This window comes from Corynebacterium sp. HMSC074H12 (assembly GCF_001813755.1).
Classification (GTDB): Bacteria; Actinomycetota; Actinomycetes; order Mycobacteriales; family Mycobacteriaceae; genus Corynebacterium; species Corynebacterium hiratae.
Genome location: NZ_KV813884.1, coordinates 21,462 through 38,658 on the forward strand (window position 1 = coordinate 21,462; position 17,197 = coordinate 38,658).

At 60.4% G+C, this 17,197-nt stretch carries 10 protein-coding genes; 3 read left to right on the forward strand and 7 right to left on the reverse strand.

The window, feature by feature from the left end; translation table 11 throughout:
- Positions 1–7 precede the first annotated feature (7 nt).
- From HMPREF2932_RS02590 to HMPREF2932_RS02600, 3 genes are read left to right on the forward strand one after another with little or no spacing between them, the layout of a single operon-like run.
- On the forward strand, positions 8–2,299 hold the full coding sequence (locus HMPREF2932_RS02590; RefSeq protein WP_071409535.1) for an MMPL family transporter: 2,292 nt from the start codon (positions 8–10) through the stop codon (positions 2,297–2,299).
- Positions 2,296–3,306, forward strand: coding sequence for a lysylphosphatidylglycerol synthase transmembrane domain-containing protein (locus tag HMPREF2932_RS02595; RefSeq protein WP_071409536.1), 1,011 nt, complete (start codon positions 2,296–2,298; stop codon positions 3,304–3,306). Before HMPREF2932_RS02590 ends, HMPREF2932_RS02595 begins: the two co-directional genes overlap by 4 nt.
- The gene (locus HMPREF2932_RS02600; RefSeq protein WP_071409537.1) at positions 3,307–3,654 is read left to right on the forward strand and encodes a DUF3054 domain-containing protein; all 348 of its coding nucleotides are present in this window, start codon (positions 3,307–3,309) and stop codon (positions 3,652–3,654) included. It abuts the gene before it with no gap.
- On the opposite strand, the gene HMPREF2932_RS02605 is transcribed toward HMPREF2932_RS02600, so the two are convergent.
- The 7 genes from HMPREF2932_RS02605 to HMPREF2932_RS02625 form a co-directional block, all read right to left on the reverse strand.
- The gene (locus HMPREF2932_RS02605) at positions 3,651–4,709 is read right to left on the reverse strand and encodes an ATP-grasp domain-containing protein (protein WP_161799817.1); all 1,059 of its coding nucleotides are present in this window, start codon (positions 4,707–4,709) and stop codon (positions 3,651–3,653) included. The genes HMPREF2932_RS02600 and HMPREF2932_RS02605 overlap by 4 nt on opposite strands.
- A gap of 61 nt (positions 4,710–4,770) precedes the next feature.
- Entirely contained in the window at positions 4,771–7,125 is a 2,355-nt protein-coding gene (locus HMPREF2932_RS12995) for an ATP-grasp domain-containing protein (protein WP_168166983.1), read from the reverse strand.
- A 63-nt stretch (positions 7,126–7,188) separates the two neighbouring features.
- Positions 7,189–8,379, reverse strand: coding sequence for an MFS transporter (locus HMPREF2932_RS02615; protein ID WP_071409538.1), 1,191 nt, complete (start codon positions 8,377–8,379; stop codon positions 7,189–7,191).
- Positions 8,369–9,931 carry a hypothetical protein gene (locus tag HMPREF2932_RS13375; RefSeq protein WP_141756276.1) on the reverse strand — a complete coding sequence of 521 codons (1,563 nt, stop codon included), beginning with the start codon at positions 9,929–9,931 and terminating at the stop codon, positions 8,369–8,371. Before HMPREF2932_RS13375 ends, HMPREF2932_RS02615 begins: the two co-directional genes overlap by 11 nt.
- Positions 9,915–10,223: a DUF362 domain-containing protein gene (locus HMPREF2932_RS13985; RefSeq protein ID WP_084738948.1), complete on the reverse strand. Its 309-nt coding sequence runs from the start codon at positions 10,221–10,223 to the stop codon at positions 9,915–9,917. Before HMPREF2932_RS13985 ends, HMPREF2932_RS13375 begins: the two co-directional genes overlap by 17 nt.
- A gap of 611 nt (positions 10,224–10,834) precedes the next feature.
- Positions 10,835–12,382, reverse strand: coding sequence for an acyl-CoA carboxylase subunit beta (locus HMPREF2932_RS02620; protein ID WP_371326334.1), 1,548 nt, complete (start codon positions 12,380–12,382; stop codon positions 10,835–10,837).
- On the reverse strand, positions 12,379–17,172 hold the full coding sequence (locus HMPREF2932_RS02625; RefSeq protein ID WP_071409540.1) for a type I polyketide synthase: 4,794 nt from the start codon (positions 17,170–17,172) through the stop codon (positions 12,379–12,381). Before HMPREF2932_RS02625 ends, HMPREF2932_RS02620 begins: the two co-directional genes overlap by 4 nt.
- Between the last annotated feature and the right edge of the window lie 25 nt (positions 17,173–17,197).

A 17,197-nucleotide genomic window follows, 5' to 3' on the forward strand; every position in this document is an offset into this window, starting at 1 on the left:
GAGCCGCATGTTTTATTCTTGGGGCCGCTTCTCCTATGCCCACCGCAAGGTCATCCCGCTCCTCATCGTCGGGCTCATCCTCGGCCTCTTCTTCGGCTTCGGCACGCGCCTTGAGGAGCGCATGAGTCAGGAGGGCTGGGAGGACCCGGGGGCGGCGTCGACAAGCGCGGCACAGATCGAGCTGGAGACCTTCGGCCGTGACAATTCCGGCGACGTCATCCTGCTTTTCGACGACCCCGATGCCCACGCCGCCGAGGCCAAATCCTTTCTGGATGACCTCAAGGCTCAGCATCCGGAACAGATTGACTCTGTCACCAGCTACTTCGATAAGCGCAACCCGAACCTCATCACGCAGGACCACTCCACGGCCTTCGCCGCCATCGGGCTGAAAGGCGACGGCGAGCAGACCCTCAAGGACTTCCGCACCATTGAGGATTCCCTGCACTCCAGTGGGCTACCCGTGCAGGTCGCGGGCGCCACCGCAGTGGCCGATGCACTGGACGAGGGCATGGCCGAGGACATCTCCCGCGCGGAAAAGGCCGCCCTGCCGCTCGTCGGCCTGCTGCTGCTGATTGTCTTCGGCTCCGTCGTCGCGGCCTTCATGCCGCTCGTCGTGGGTGGCCTGTCCATCCTGGGCTCTCTGGGCATCCTCTCCATCTTGGCTGGCTTCCAGCAGGTCAACGTGTTTGCGCAGGCCGTCGTCACGCTGCTGGGCTTGGGTCTGGCCATCGACTATGGCCTGTTCATGGTTTCGCGCTTCCGCGAGGAACTGGACAAGGGCCGCGATACCAAGGAGGCCGTGGCGATCACCACCGCCACTGCGGGTCAGACCGTGGTTTTCTCCGCCGCGATGGTGGCCGTATCCCTCTCCGGGCTTTTCCTCTTCCCACAGGCCTTCCTCAAATCCGTGGCCTACGGCTCCATCTCCGCCGTCGGCCTCGCCGCACTCCTGTCGGTGATGGTGCTGCCGTCGTTGTTTGGCATGCTGGGCCACAACATCGACAAGTGGACCGTACGCAAGACCTCGCGGCGCGGGCGCCGCATCGAGGACACGTGGTGGTACCGGATGCCGCGCTGGGCCATGGGCCGCGCAGGTCTGATGACCACCGCCATCTGCGCCCTGCTCATCGCGCTGACCCTGCCGGTGCTGGGCGTGAAGTTCGGCGGTATCAACGAGACCTACCTGCCGCCCAACCAGGACGCGCGCGTGGCACAGGACCAGTTCAACGAGCAGTTCCCTTCCTTCCGCACCGAGCCGGTCAAGCTGGTGGTGAAGAACGCGACGAACGAGCAACTTGTTGACGTCGTCATGCAAGCCCGCTCCATCCAAGGCCTTACCGAGCCGATGGGCCCGAAGACCGCGACCGTCGACGGCACCACCGTCCTCGGCGCCGGCATCCAAGACCGCGATGACTACGCGCGGATCGTCCACGAGCTCGAGAACATTGAGGCACCGGAAGGCGTGGAGCTTTATGTCGGCGGCACCCCGGCCATGGAGGTCGAATCCCTCGACGCGCTCTTCGACACGCTGCCCTGGATGGCCCTCTACGTGGTGCTGGCCACCTTCCTCCTCATGGCGCTGGTCTTCGGCTCCTTCATCCTGCCGCTGAAGGCCATCATCATGACGCTGCTTTCCCTGGGTGCGACGCTGGGCATCTTGACGCTCATGTTCGTCGACGGCCTCGGCTCCGGCCTGCTCAACTTCACCGCCGGCCCGCTCATGAGCCCGATTCTGGTGCTCATCATCGCCATCGTCTTTGGCCTGTCCACGGACTACGAAGTCTTCCTGGTTTCGCGCATGGTGGAGGCCCGCCGCCGCGGTGCGTCCACGGACGAGGCCATCGCTGCGGGCACCGCGCACACCGGTGGCATCATCACGGCGGCCGCGCTCATCATGATCGTGGTCGCAGGTGCCTTCGGTTTCTCCGACATCGTGATGATGAAGTACATCGCCTTCGGCATGATTTTTGCACTGCTTATCGACGCCACCATCGTCCGCATGCTCCTCGTCCCCGCCGTCATGCACCTGCTGCGCGAAGATAACTGGTGGGCGCCGCGCTTCCTCACGCGCCTGACCCACCGCCTCGGCGGCGACTCCCCCGAGCCCGCCGCTGCGCAGCATCCTGCTATGGCCGCAGCCCCGGCCCCCGCGGCCAGCCAGGTACTCGCGGAGGAGGGGGCGTCGGCAAGCACCGCGAACGAAGCCGCCGTACGCGGTGACCGCAGTGCCGATACTGACGAGGAGCTCATCCCCTTCTCCGAGCTGGTCAAGCGCCTCAATTCCACGGATGGTCGATGAAGAAGAACTGGCTGACCTGGATAATCTCCCTGCTGATTCTGGCCGCGCTGGCGTGGTTCTTCCGCGACCAGCTGGACTTCATCTCCGAGGGATTGCGCCGCCTACGCCACGCCGAACCTTTCCCCGTGGTGCTGGTGGTGTTCTTCGCGCTGCTGTCCATCGCGGGCATGGCGGAAGTGATGAAGCGGCTCATCGGTGCGGGCGGCGTTGAGGTCCCGCTGCGCGAGACCTACGCCATTACGCTCGCCTCGAATGCGTGGTCCACGACTCTGCCGGCGGGCCCTGCTTTTTCGGCCGTGCTCACCTTCCAGGTGCAGCGCCGCTGGGGCGCGTCGGTGGCGCTGTGCAGCTACTTCCTGTTTTTATCCTCGATTATTAGCTCGATGTTCCTCGCGCTCATTGGGCTCGGCGGAATGTTTTTCCTCAACGCCGACATGGCTTTGGGCTCGCTGATCACAACTATCGTCCTCATGCTCGCGGCACTCGGCGGCATTTTCTGGCTCACCTCGCATCCGGTGACCCTCGAGGGCTGGCTGCGCAAGCTACGGCCCGGCCCGAAGCGGGACCGCGCCATCCAGGAGGTCCGCAACCTGGGAGAGGTCCACCTGTCGCGCGGCCCCTTTGCCGTGGTTGCCGGGGCGTCGCTGGTGCACCGCCTGGCAGATATGGCCGCGTTGTGGGCATCCGTGTGGGCGGTGACCGGGGAGATTCCGTGGCTGCGCGCCGGCGCTGACGACACCACACTAGCCGGTGTGGCCCTGGCCTTCCTGGCCGCGAAGCTGGCTGGCTCCGCGCAGGTCACCCCGGGTGGCGTGGGCACGGTGGAGGCCGCCCTTATCGCTCCACTAGTGGCCACGGGCCTGACCGTGGTGCACGCCACCTCCGCGGCCATCATCTACCGGCTTATTTCCTTTGCGCTCATCACTATCATTGGATGGGTCATCTACTTCGCTCACTACGCCCGCGATGGCTTTTCTTACGCGGCGTTGAACCGGAAGGAATCCTAAATGCGCGTTGCCCCGCTTATCGACGTCCTCGCCCTCGCCCTCTTCGCCATCCTCGCCCGCCTGGCGCATGGTGGCCTGAGCTTTAGCTCCTGGGTTGATGCCTTCTGGCCGTGGACCGTGGGCGCGCTCGTGGGCTGGGTCATCATCATGGCCACGAAGCTGAGTGGCCTGTGGAAGGAGGGCGTCGTCGTGTGGCTCAGCGCCGTCATCGGCGGCATGGCTCTGTGGATGCTGGTCAACGGGCGCCTGCCGCACTGGTCCTTCCTCATCGTGGCCACCGTGATGTCGGCGCTGTTCTTCTTTGGCTGGCGAGCCATCGCGGCCTTTGCGTCCCGCTCCCGCGCCTAATTGCTCACGGTAATCCGCAACCTACCCATTGCTCGGTCCAGAATATCCTCCGGATCTTCTCCACTGCAGGCATGCGCTACGAGGCAACCAAGTCGCTCTGTTGAAGAGCTCGCAGTCTCCATCCTTACACCAGGTTCCGCTGTGCAATAGCCAGCGAGGATTCCTGGTTCTGATAGCGCCTCCTCGACCCCACTAACGGCTGTGATAGTACCGGGAGGAACTTGGATATAGCGGACAGCGCTACTGTGACCGTCGCGCCGTTGAGGAAAGACAAATCCATCGTTAAGAGCGTTTTTTCTACCGTGCTGACGCACAGCATCTGCAATGAGAGGATCAAAAATGTTCACACCGTGCACAGAACTGACGAGTAGGTGAATGAAGTCGCCGCCTGGGCGCACGTGCCCTTCACCTAGAACCACCCCCTGGCCGTCCACCCACCAGCCCTCGACATGAAAGAGCCCCGCGCTCAGTCCCCATGCGTTAAGGGCAGAAATGACAGATGCGGCTATCTCTTCTTCATGATCGGAGAGAAGGACGCTAGGGTAACGGTGTCCGATTTCCACCACGCCCTCAAGCCTCTTATCAGTGATACCAACCACGACAGGTTCAGAGGCGTAGAAGTATCCCTCCGCTGAAAACTCAGTGCCTTGGACGAATGTTTCGGCGAAGCCGTCCGACAGTGTTCGGAGCGCCTCCCTCGCACTCTCAAGTTCGGTGTGAACACTCACTCCAGCACTACCTGATCCGCTGCGGGGCTTCACGACCCAAGGACCTGGTATGTCTCTCGGATCCTCTGCCGTCGCTGGCTGTTCGAAGCCAGCATCGCGCAAGCATTGACGAGCCTCATCCTTCCGCTTCAATCTAGCTACATACTCTGGAGCGTTACCACAATCGTCGAGAAGAGCGGTTTGATATGTGTAGTCTTCGCGGAAGCATACGTAGCCTTCACAGTCACTGTATCCAGTTGATTCCTTCCGAGCGAGCGCTTCGTCGAGATTCTTCCCATCTAATTCGATGAGCTCTACGCCTTGGCGAGCAGCGGCATCTCGAAGCATGCCTAGCTGATGATGACCGTGCGGCATCCGAGGAAATGCCCCGACCAAGCCGATTCGCTGCTTACTCAACGACTACCTCCACTTCCCGAAGTCTCGATTCAAAAGCTTCAATCTCTCTCCGGGACGCCGCAACTACTACAACTTCCGCAAGGATTGAACTCAATGTGTCGGCAGGGGGTTGTGTAATCACATCGCCGACATGCACGTGTTGTTGGGATTCTACGACGATAGGAGCTGTAGGAAGCTGCCCCATAGATTTAAGTACTCCCTCTTTTTCAGTATGTAGCTTGAGCGTTGCCGCCACATAGCCATCGCGGGGCACCGCAAATGAAGGTCTTTGCCCCGTTGCAATGCGTACCAAATCGCGAGCGAAGGATACACCGGTTACCTGCGGTACCAAGTGGGAGGCAATGTAGTCTCCACCTGGTCGAGCAGCAATCTCGACCAACTTTACTGTTGATGTTCTAGCGTCAAAGAAGAACTCCATGTGGAACGCACAATTATTGATTCCAAGGGCTTCGATTGTCGCTTGCAGAAGCGGCTTCACCGCATCCTGAATTCCCTCTACGGCCGATGGAAAAACCTGTCCAATTTCCAATCGAAACTTAGCTGTAGTCGTTTTATCTGTCACGCCTATGAGATGAACGTCCCCCTCGTACGCATATCCCTCAGCGCTGTGTTCACTTCCGGTCAGTAACTCCTCCACTACCATCGGGCCGCCCCATCGGGACACCGCAGCCGTGACTTCCTCCGCCGTATGGCACAGGGAAAACCCTCGAGACCCAGAAGCATCCACTGGCTTAACCACACACGGGACGGTGATTCCTGCCCCCTCCATTACCGATTGTGCATTATCCCCCGGTTCAATAAACGAAAAGGAAGGAACCATCTGCGGTGCGATACTTTGCACGGCCTTTCGCATCTCAAATTTGTTCCGTGCCTTCAGAGCAGCGGCCTGCGATGGTGCAGGAAGGCCGAGTTTATCGGCAAGCAAGGACACCGTCTCTACATCACGGTCGCTGAACGTGACAACTCCACGGATGTCGTAGCGGGATGACAACTCATCCACTGCTGCAGTGACAGCATCTTGGTCATTGGTATCAAGCTGCACTGTCTCTATGATGCCGGCAGGTCGAACTTCCTTGTCAGTGAGAAGCACCGCACTATCAGATGCTTCGAATGCTGGTGTCCATTCCGCGGCAGTCCTCCGGTGATTGAGATAGAGAACTACGTCGTTGGCCATCTTGAAACGAACCTGCGATGCGCGGCGAACTGCGTCCGCGTGCGTACCAGCTTCCACGAAACCTACTCTGTCCCACGAGCATGCTAGCTCGGAGACCCAGGTATTCGGTTCAACTGTGATAACGCAATGTCCCGTTGGATCTTCAATGCTCCGTACCAAACCCCGCGGCGCGTGAATGAAGCGAATAGCTGCTGAAGAACTAGGTTGTTGTGGCACTGAGACCGCATATTGGCACAGTGCACGTGCCCACTGCTCATAGAGATTTACTTTCCACGCCCGATTAATGAGAAGCATGATTCGGTCGCCTGGTGGGCGGCCTGCGCATTCGATGGGTGTGGTGCCCTTGAATTCGGCATGCAGTAGAGCGGTCTGCACCCCCAACTTCGACACCAGGTCCCGCATGGCCTCCTCCACCCCGGGATTGTGCTGTCCTACTTCGTGTCCTAATTCCACGGCACCGCTAGTCTCTTTGCTCGTAATGTTCAGGAACACCACATCACCATCGACTACGAGGCATTCGGCCGACGTCTCATCTCCCTCTATCAAGCTCTCGCAAATGTAGCGAGTATCCCATGGTCGGCCCGCTTCCTGGCGAGGTTCGCGTGCGGTCGACGTATGAGTCCACGCCTTCGAAACCTCTTCAGATGAACGAATGATTGAGACACCAAGTGAGGCCTGACGGTTCGCCGGCTTAATCACACAGGGCGGCTCGAAGATGTCGCTTTCGCTCTTAACCTCAGTCCATTGAACTCCGCCCACACAACGGCGGAACGCAATTTTATCTCGCAAGGGAGCATCTTCCCCTGCATGCGGCAGGCCGACGGCGCGAGCTGCAGCATTGGCAGCACCTACGGCATACTCCAAGCCCGGCACGATGCCATCAACATGCGTACCCTTTAGAATCTCACGGATACACTCGACGGCTGCAGGAGAATTGTTCTGGTATTCGCACCACTCCCACCGCGAAAGAACAGATCGAATTCGAGGGTCAGCAGATCGCTTTTCAAGTCCCTTCTTTTCATACAGTGAACGCTCCTCCACCACGATGACGCAGAATTCTGTGTCTGCCTCGGCAAGAGCGCAAAGGGCCTCGTGATTATAGCCAAACATCACTAGCGTCAGCGTTCGAGGAGAACTGCCGGAACCATCTGCAGAGCGGTCGTTCAATTTCATATTCATCGCCTTTTCATTGATCTGTTTGTTGGTTTGTCAGTTTCAGTGTCAATAGCCGCGCTCTCAATGCTTAGCCGAGGATGGAACCTTGTCGCATTGTTTAGCGTCATGTTCTCCACTCATTAAGCGCACAACAAAGCAGCAGACAATAAGCACGGCAGCAGACAACGCGATCCATTGAGGAGCAACGATGACACCAAGCCCAAGACCGATTCCTTCCCCAGTGGCAACCACTAACTGTCGCGCCTGAACCGCTTCTAAAGAACCAGTCATTGGTAACGAAAGAAGCGCTGCGTCCACCAGCGGAATAAAAAGAGTCTCCGCGAAGGAAAAAATGATTATCCCAAGAAACGGGTTAATCTTCACCGCGACCAGGGCAATTACAAAAACTAAAGGAGAAACCAGCACCAACGTCTGATTCGATAGTCCGCTATCTCGTGCTTTCTTAATCAATCGCGTACCCAGAGGCTGAAGCAGTACCACCGAAAGGGCATTTACGGCAAATACCGTTCCTCGGATGACCGGCGACGTGTAATGCGCACTGACTGCTACCGCTATGGAAGAAAAGAGCTGACTATAAAGCATGTAGCCAACCACCACGCCGAGAACAACCCATCGCACAGTTGCCTTGCCTAGGGGCTGAATTACCCTACGAGCAAAGGAACCCCGGACATCAGCTTTCCGAGGTCTTAGCTTGTATGACAACGTCAACGCCGGTACAACTGCAGCGGCCAAGTAGCACGCAGCGGTATAAAAAAAGATCACATTCGACGTCGCTGAGAACAGGACATTGCCGATGACTGGCCCGACCGCTGCTGAGACGTTCACCGCAATACTGATCGATCCAAAAATCTCTAACTTAGTCGTCTCAGATGCTTCGGATTCAACAAGGTAGTGCCGAATACTCGATCCATTCATGTTTATCCCTGCTCCGGCCAAGAGCAAGGCAACGACCAGCAGTGGCGCATTAGGTTGGAGACCGATGACAAAGAAAGAAACCGACGCCGCAACTAGGCCGATCTGCATGGCCGCAGCGAAGGGAAGCAACCGTAGGAGTCTCCCCATCACCAAGGTTGATGCTCTTACCGAAATACCAAAGGCAGCCATCGCACAACCAGCGATGAACGGAGAAACCTTATCAGGAAGCCAGAGCGCCAGAATCGGCATCACAGCGAAGTAGCCGAGATGCGACAGAAAATAGTCAAACACAAAACTGTATCGAGCCAGCCGCGTCACACGTGCGTCAACAACCATTTGCTATCCGATCACCCAAGGATTCAGGTAAACGACTACTTTCAGCCGAAAACTCAGTCACAGATGATTGCTCCAACAGTGTACTGAGGTATTCCCCCATTCGGCGCGAAGCCGTGACACAATTCATGAGGTCCTCATCGGTATAGCGCTCTCCGGATTGGCGCATTGCTCTAATATCACCGAAACCAAGAAGCTGTTCTCCTCCATGGCTCAGAGAATAGGGGGCTCGAATCGCATGCCTTACGGAGTACCGAATGTGTCCAGTATGGTGAAAGTCCAGGTTAGACGAAATATCTGGCAGAGTAGCTGGGTGATACCTCATCGGACGCATTTCCGCCGGCGAAGTGTTTCCCCAAGGCTGAAGATGCCACGAGTTGTATCGCATTCGAGACGAAATTGCGTGTAGCTCGTCCTCAGTATGCCGATCCCCGCCTAGTACCCAACAGTAATGTGAGTACATGTCAAAGTCGGAAAGCTCTTCAATCGCCCCTTCTTCTAAAGCTTTCCTTAGAGCTCCAATCTCCCTAAATCCCCTGGTCATAACAACATCACTTCGCGTTTGGCACTTTATCCGTTCAATGGTTTCAGAGGCCAGCTCGACAAAACCCGCGAGCGTGAATTCGCCGTCATCACAGAGCTTCGAGGGATTCGTACCACCCTCGGGGGAGCTAGTAGCTTCCACTACCGATACAATCTTGCGACGGGTAACCCCCTCGATCCGTCGACACTGCTCATTTTCTAAATCTTGTTGAGGCCGAAGCTTCGTTATGCTCCCAAGGTCTTGGCCGTTGAGAGTTTCGAGCGAATTCGGACCGCCAGCTTTCAAGAGCTCACAGGCCCAGAAGAAATATAAGACTCGTACAGTAACCGGGCCGAGAACCTCCTCTTCCGTAAAGTCTAAGGTGTGAGCTGAGCAGTCTTGCTGACTTGGTAGAGACCTAGGCTCCCTGAAATTCTGAACAGCTTCGCCATTCCAATAGCAACAAACCGGTGGGATTTCCCGGAGCGCTTGATTCACACTTCGAACCCTTACGGCAAGTTCTCCTTGTTGATGATATTCCTCGATCGCAAGAGATACGCGACGACTCATGGAAATCGAACTGCTCTGACATTTCTCCAATTCACGTTCAACCGCTTGGGGTAGATCAGGGCAAAATACAGTCCGACATCCGATTTCGTCCTCGCGGAGGTAATCTGCTTTCTCCTCAGTTGGGGAAATCTCTAGCTTGACCTTTCCGTGTACTAGCAGGGAGACTCGTAGCATGACCTGATTTCTGTTTTCACCACAAGGGTTCCAATCAGAATCGCGAAACAATCGTCGTAAGACCTTCTCACGCGGGGAAAGACTGATCAACGCCTCACTTCTGGTCAAACGCCCGTCAAATGAAAGCAGTTTGTCCACCCAGCGAGAGACCTCAATTCCCTCACCCACCTGACGTTCCATTGCAATCCAGAGTGAATGAAACCTCGACTCAACGTCCAAACAGTTCGGTCTTGAGCCCCCTGCTTCCACACCTTTTCGACTTGGAAGTCGGCTAAATTGCTTCTTCACGTTGCTCTACCTTTTTCCAAAGCCCTTCCGGGGTACCGTTACGCTGTCCCTCCAAATCCTCATATATGAAATCCATTGGGCATGCTTTCACACACTGCGGACAACCTGAGCAGAGTTCGGGGATGATTACAGGTCCGTGATCTAGAACCACGATTGCTGCAAAAGCAGCTGGGCAACGCCTAACACATTCTTGACAATTTATACACTCGCCCCCCGCAATAAAACGCGGAGGGCGTTTCCAGCGCGGATCAGGTTTTCGCTGCTGAATACGAGCTGTCAAGTCTAACGCCATGAGGCATTCTCCTCGTCTCTCTCACAATATTTTTGATAGTGAGGTACATTACAGCGCGTTGTAGCTAGTGTCCACCATTACACGCGATTTGTTTTATTTATCTTAAGCGAAACCACGGATTGAGCTTCTCCAAAGGGCAAAATGGCGCCTAGCAACCTCCGATTTGTCCGGAGTTCGCCCAGCATAAGCCTAGTGCCGTCGTGTTCACCAGAAACGCCAACCAATCGAACATAAAACGAAACCCCTCTGCACGGCCTGAAGGGTCCGTGCAGAGGGGTGCTGTTCGCGTAGAGCTTACTTCGAGCTCAGGGAAGAACCGGAGACGGTAACACCGGCGCGGTTGAGCAGCATGATGACGAGGTTGATGATGTCGCCACTGAGGTCAATAACGCTAGACAGCATGAGAGTTCTCCTTTATTCGATGACCTAGACTTAATGTCTATCGTGCGAGTATGCCTCTGACGTTACGCCTTACGCGAAAAATCCGGCAGGTTTTTGGGGAATGGCCCTAACCGGCCACAGCTCCTACCCAGCACCGCGGCAAGCTACAAGGTTGACCGCCCCAGTAGAGAATTCGGCAGGGCAACCATCCCGCCGGCGCTGGCGATGCGCTAGAGCGGGGAGATGGTGTGCTTCTTGGGCAGGTCCTTCTCCTGCTTATCGGCAAGCTGGCGAAGTGCCCGGCGCAGGGCCAAGCGCGACTCGGAAGGCTTAATCATGCCATCGAGGTATCCGCGCTCCGCGGCGACATAAGGCGCGGTCATGGTCTCGTCGTAGAAGTCCATGAACATCTTCTTCGTCATAGCGCGCTGCTCTGGGGTCTCGGCGGCTTCGAGCTGCTTGCCCGCAATCATGACCACGGCGGCGGCCGAGCCCATCACGGCAATCTGGGCCGTCGGCCACGCCAGGTTGATGTCACCGGTCAGGTTCTTCGAGCCCATCACGGCATAAGCACCGCCATAAGCCTTGCGCACAATCAGCGAGACCTTCGGCACGGTGGCCTCCACCACCGCAAACGCGAACTTCGCGCCGCGGTGAATCAAGCCCGCCTTCTCCTGGTCCACGCCCGGCAGGTAGCCCGGCGTATCAACCACAAAGACCAGCGGGATGTTGTAGGCATCGCAAATACGGATAAAGCGCGCGCCCTTATCGGCGGCATCCGCATCAATACAGCCCGCCGAATGCATCGGGTTATTGGCCACAAAACCCACGGCCTTGCCATCAATGCGCCCAAAGGCGGTAATGACGTTGGGGGCGTAGTTCTCCTGGATTTCGATGAGCTCGTCGTCGTCGCCAAGCTGCGTGAGCAGGTCCATCATGTCGTAGCCGGCATTCGTGTCATCCGGCATGAAGGAATCCAGCTCGGTGTCCTGGGCTACCTCCTCATCAGTAGGCGCATCGAAGACCGGGGATTCGTCAAAGCAGGTCAGCGGCAGGTGGTCCAGCAAATCGCGCACCATGTCAAAGGCCTCGTCCTCCGAGGGCACCACGACGGACACGTTGCCGTTGAGCTCCTGCTGGCGGGCGGAACCCAAGTCGTGGGAAGAAATCTCCTCGCCCGTGACCTCCTTGATCACGTTCGGGCCCGTCACGTACATTTCCGCCTCACCATCGACGGCGATGATGAAGTCCGTGGTCACCGGCGCATACACCGCACCACCGGCGGACTTGCCCATCATGATGGAAATCTGCGGGCTGCGACCACTAAGCGGCAGCTGGCGACGGGCAATCTCGGAGTACATGGCCAAAGACGTCACCGCGTCCTGAATGCGCGCACCACCGGAATCCTGAATACCGATAACTGGGCAACCAATCTTGATGGCCAGGTCCATGATGTCGGTGACCTTCTTGCCAAAGGTCACGCCCACGGAACCGCCATAGACGGTCTTATCGTGTGCGTAGATGCACACCGGGCGGCCATTGATGCGGCCGTGACCGGTGACCACGCCGTCGGAGTAAATCGCATCCGGATCACCGGGGGTCTTGCCCAGGGCGCCGGTTTCGACGAAAGAGCCTTCGTCGAGAAGCGCGGCGATGCGTTGGCGCGGAGTCGAGCGGCCGGCCTCATCGCGACGGGCCCGGGAGCGTTCACTGCCGGGGTCCTGGGCGCGCTCAAGGCGCTCGCGTAGGTCCGCTAGCTTGTCAGCGGTACTAGTCACTTCCGAATCTTCTCCTCGATCCATTCCTCCATGTGCTTGCCCACGATACCGATTGCGGGCTCGTCGGGAACCGCCAGGTGGTCGCCCGGCAGCTGCACAATCTCCAGATCCTTCACGATAACGCCCCAACCGCCGTCCGGGTTAACTTCGGCGTAGGCCGGCTCAAGCTCGATGGCGCCATCATGCATGCGCTCGGAGCGGAAGAGGATGACGGGCACGCTTACCGACGCCCACCGTCCCATATCCAGCGAGCCCAGAATCTGGTTGTCCACGAAGGACGCGCGCTGGTGCTCCAGCACGCCGGCGGACAGGCCGTGCTCGGAGGCGTCGGTGGAGCTGAGGAATTCCGCAAGCATGGCCATGAGAGCATCTTCGCCCACGGTCTCCAGCATCTCGTAGGGCGGCTCGAAGTCCAGGCCGTAGGTCTTCTTGGCAAAGGCGGCGTAGCGGCCCCAGCGGGCCTTGGTTTCCTCCAGCGTCTTCGGGGCCGGATGCGCCGGCTGGGTGGTATCCAGCAGCGCGATGAAGGCCACCTCGGCCGCATCCTCGCCGCGGGCGGCGCGCTCCTGGAGCTGGTAGGCCACCTCATAAGCCAGCGCGCCACCGAAGGACCAGCCGCCGAGCACGACCTTACGGCCGCGCGCGTAGTGCAGGATGTCCTCGATGTAGGCGGCGGCGCGATCCTCCAGGCTGCCCTCGAGACGCTCCACGCCGTAGACGGCGACGTCGGCAGGCAGGCGGCGAGTCAGCGGCTGGTAAACCACGGTGGTGCCGCCGGCCGGGTGGAACATGAAGACGGCGGGGCCATCGGCCTCGCGCAGGACACGGATATTGCCCTCGACCTCGGTCTCCAGGCCTTCGCGGACCAGATCCGCCAGGTTCTCCAGTGCTTCGGCCTCGTAGACTTGTTGCGCGGTGACCTCGATGCCGGCGCGCTCGGTGAGACGCTCGGCAATCTTCTCAGCCACCTCATCGCTGACCTGCGGCAGCGCGGAGGTCACTCCGGCCGCGGCCTTACCGGTGAAGGTGGCCCAGGTGCCGAAGACCATGCGCTCGGAGGCATCGCGCGGCGCCACGCCCACGCCTTCGCCGCCCTTCGCGCTCACATCAGACGAGTCTTCAGTGGAGTTGCCTTCCGTGGTGAGCGTGGAAGGTGCCTCGGCGCTTGCGGCATCGGCGGCCGCGTCGGACGGCGCCTGCGCGGAAGCACCGGGCTGTTCGGACACGGCTTCCTCGACCATGGTGATGACGTCGGCGAGGGAGGCGTCGCGAAGCGCCTGCACCTGCAGCGGCGGAATCTGGAAGTCATTCTCCACGCGGTTCTTGATGCGCATGCCCATGAGCGAATCCAGGCCGAGATCAATGAGCGGCAGCGCACGCGGGAGATCGGAGACGTCGTAGCCCATGGACTCCGACACGATGAGCGCCAAGCGCTCCTCCACGCTCTCCTTCTCCGGGTCCCAGCGCACGGCATCGGCGCCCACATCGGGGTCAGCGAACTGCGGCGCAGTCACCGCCTGCGGCAGGCTCGGCTCCGGGGCCGCAGCGGGTTCGGCAAGGTTGAGCGTCGACGCAAAACCTTCCGCGATGAGCTTGGTCGTCGCACCATCCACGTAGTGCACCGCCAACGACAGCCCGCCCAGCGTGCGGCGAACAATCGTGGTGACCTCGCCCTTCGCGGGCAGGTCGAGGTGCTCCTCGCTCGCCGCGATGTGGGCGCCCGGGGTGACGGCCTCGGCGGCGGCCTCCAGGATGGCCAGCGCGCTCGGCGCCTGGTCAGCGTTCGTGGAGAACGCCACCGCGCCCTCCGGCAGCGTCACGCGCGCTCCCGGCAGGCCGGATACGCCAGAAGAAGGACGAGCGTTCGTCCAGAAACGCTGGCGGCGGAAGCGGGTATGCGGGGCGGCGACAAGCGCACCGGAACCAAAGACCTTGGTGTAGTCCACCGGAGTACCCGTGACGTAGAGCTTGCCCAACAGGTCCAGCAGCGACTCGGTGGGATCCATCCTGCGCTTCAGGCTGTAAAGCAGCTGCGCATCCGCCTTGCCCGCGGCAAAGGCGGTGGACATCAGGCCCATGAGCGCAATCGGGTTCGGGGAGATCTCCACGATCTGCGTGTGCCCAGCCGCAAACGCCGCCTCCGTCGCATCCTGCAGGTAGACGGGCTTGCGGGTCATGCGGATCCAGTAATCCTCATCGTGCAGCACCGCACCCGGGCGGTAGACCTTGCCGCGGTCGACGGAGGAGAAGAGCGTCGTGTGCAGCGGAGCGGCTTCCATGCCGGCGATTTCCGCATAGAGCTCACCCAACAGCGGATCCACAGCGGAGGTGTGGCCCGCGCCCTTAACGTTGAGCGCGCGGGCGAACTTGCCCTCGCCGTCGAGCTTCTCCACCAGCGCGAGGACCTCCTCGCGCGGGCCGCCCACGGTGGTCATGCCGGGGCCGGTGTAGACGGCGGGCTCGATGGAACCCGGAAGAGCGTCGATCTCCTCGGCGGAGAGCTCGACGACGGCCATGGCGCCCTGCTGATCGTCGGGAAGCGAGGCCTCGCCCTCCCCCATGAGGCGCGCGCGGTGGCAGGCGATGCGCATGGCCTCCTCGGCCTTAATGCCGCCCGCAGCGTAGGCCGCGCCGATTTCGCCCATGGACATGCCGATCACACCCGCCGGGCGCACGCCGAAGGTGGCCAGCAGGTCCGTCAGCGCGATCTGGATGGCGGTGATGGCTACCTGCGCGGTTTCGGTGTTGTAGGTCTGCTCGTCATCACGCACCAACTCCAAGATGGACCAGCCGGATTCGCGCAGCACGATGGCGTCGAGCTCCTCCAAGCGCGCGAGGAACTGCGGCGAAAGGGCAATCATGTCCTTGGCCATCTTGCGGTGCTGGGAACCGAAACCGGAGTACATGAAGACGGGGCCGTGGACGGAGGGGGAATCCGCCGCGGCGATGCCGACGGAAACGGTCCCCTCGGACACCTGGCGCAGGCGCTTGACGGCCTCCTCGCTTGAGGACGCCACCACTACCGCCCGCGAACGCCCATGGTTGCGGCGCGCGAGGGTGCGGGCCAGGGAGAGCAGGTTCGGGTTCTCGGCTTCGATGTAGTCTGCCAAGTCGGCTGCGGCTGCGGCGCGGCGCGAGGGCAGTTGACCGGAAACGGGCAGGGCCACCGGGTGGCCTTCGCCGATGGCGACCTGCGGGGCGTCCTGGTGGGTCAGCCCGCGGTAGTCGGTCAGTACCACGTGGGCGTTGGTGCCGCCAAAGCCGAAGCCGGAGACACCAGCGATTTTCTGGCCGGAGTACTCGGGCCACTCGCGCGGGTCTTCGACGACTTCGAGGTGCTCGGCGTCGAAGTCGATATAGCGGTTGGGGCCCGCGTAGTTGATGTTTGGCGGGATAACGCCGTGGCGCATGCCCTCGATGACCTTGATGAGGCCCACCACGCCGGCCGCGGACTCGGAGTGGCCGATGTTGGTCTTGGCGGAGCCCAGCAGGGTCGGGTTATACGGTTGGCGGCCCGGGCCCAGCACGCGCCCCAACGCGGTGGCCTCGATGGGGTCACCGAGGATGGTGCCGGTGCCGTGGGCCTCGACGTAGTCGACGTCCTGCGGGCGGATGCCGGCGTCGGCGTAAGCGCGCTCGAGGACGTCGACCTGCGCGTCTGAGTTGGGGGCGGTCAGGCCGTTGGAGTGGCCGTCGGAGTTGACTGCGGAGCCCTTGATGACGGCGTGGATGGTGTCGCCGTCGCGTTCAGCGTCTTCGAGGCGCTTGAGCACGAGCACACCGGCAGCGTCCGCGCGGACGATACCGTCGGCGTCGTCGGAGAAGGCGTGGATGGCGCTGGTGGGCGAGGTGACACCCAGTTCGCTAAAGCCGATGGAGGCGTGCGGCGAGGCCAGGATGTTCACGCCGCCGGCGAGAGCCGTATCAGCTGCGCCCACGCGCAGGTCCTTGACCGCCTGGTTGACCGCCACGAGGGAAGCCGAGCAGGCGGTGTCCACGTTGAGGGAAGGCCCGCGCAGATCGAAGGCATAGGACAGGCGGTTGGCCACGATCGCCGAGGACGTACCCGTCATGGCATAAGGGTGCATCTCGGCGGGGTCGGCGGTAATCAGCATGCCGTAGTCATTGTTGGTGGAGCCCATGTAGACACCGGTGGCGGTGCCGCGCAGCTGGTTGGCGGGCAGGCCGGCGTCTTCGAGGGCCTCCCACGCCACCTCCAGGAGAATGCGCTGCTGCGGGTCCATATTGGCCGCCTCCAGCGGGGAGAGGCCGAAGAACTCGGCGTCGAAGGAAGCGATGTCCTCGATGTAGCCGCCGTCGGTGTTCTGCTGCTCCATCTTCTCGCTGGTAATCGGGTCAGAGGAGTACTCCGACCAGCGGCCGACGGGCAGCGGGCCGGTGCCCGCGCGGCCTTCGACGAGCATGTTCCAGAACTCGTTGACATTCTTGGCGCCTGGGAAGCGGCCGGCGTAGCCGATGACGGCGATGTCCCCGCCCGCGATGGCGGTCGAGCGTGGTGCCCCCGCTCCCGGCGCGCTGTCTACCGGGGCGCCAGCGGCGCCGTTGACGAGGCGCTCGGCCAGCTGCGCGATAGTGGGGTACTCGTAGGCCACGGTGGGCTCAAGCTTTATCCCGAGAAGGTTTTCTAATTCGCCGGAGAGGACGACTGCGTCGCGCGAGGACAGCCCGAAATTCTCCAGCGGTTTGGTGTCCGTGATTTCCTCTGCCGACAGGCCGGTGGTCTGCGCAACCCAGGTGCGCAGCCAGCCACGAAGCTCTTCAACGGTCATAAATCTCTAGCTTTCTTACGCGGAC

What these genes read in the sequence shown, in the direction of transcription:
- HMPREF2932_RS02615 (WP_071409538.1), bottom strand. Translation starts at nt 8,379, where the DNA reads ATGGTTGTTGACGCACGTGTGACGCGGCTGGCTCGATACAGTTTTGTG.
- HMPREF2932_RS02590 (WP_071409535.1), top strand. Translation starts at nt 8, where the DNA reads ATGTTTTATTCTTGGGGCCGCTTCTCCTATGCCCACCGCAAGGTCATC.
- HMPREF2932_RS02605 (WP_161799817.1), bottom strand. Translation starts at nt 4,709, where the DNA reads ATGCTTCGAGATGCCGCTGCTCGCCAAGGCGTAGAGCTCATCGAATTA.
- HMPREF2932_RS12995 (WP_168166983.1), bottom strand. Translation starts at nt 7,125, where the DNA reads ATGAAATTGAACGACCGCTCTGCAGATGGTTCCGGCAGTTCTCCTCGA.
- HMPREF2932_RS02625 (WP_071409540.1), bottom strand. Translation starts at nt 17,172, where the DNA reads ATGACCGTTGAAGAGCTTCGTGGCTGGCTGCGCACCTGGGTTGCGCAG.
- HMPREF2932_RS02600 (WP_071409537.1), top strand. Translation starts at nt 3,307, where the DNA reads ATGCGCGTTGCCCCGCTTATCGACGTCCTCGCCCTCGCCCTCTTCGCC.
- HMPREF2932_RS13985 (WP_084738948.1), bottom strand. Translation starts at nt 10,223, where the DNA reads ATGGCGTTAGACTTGACAGCTCGTATTCAGCAGCGAAAACCTGATCCG.
- HMPREF2932_RS02595 (WP_071409536.1), top strand. Translation starts at nt 2,296, where the DNA reads ATGAAGAAGAACTGGCTGACCTGGATAATCTCCCTGCTGATTCTGGCC.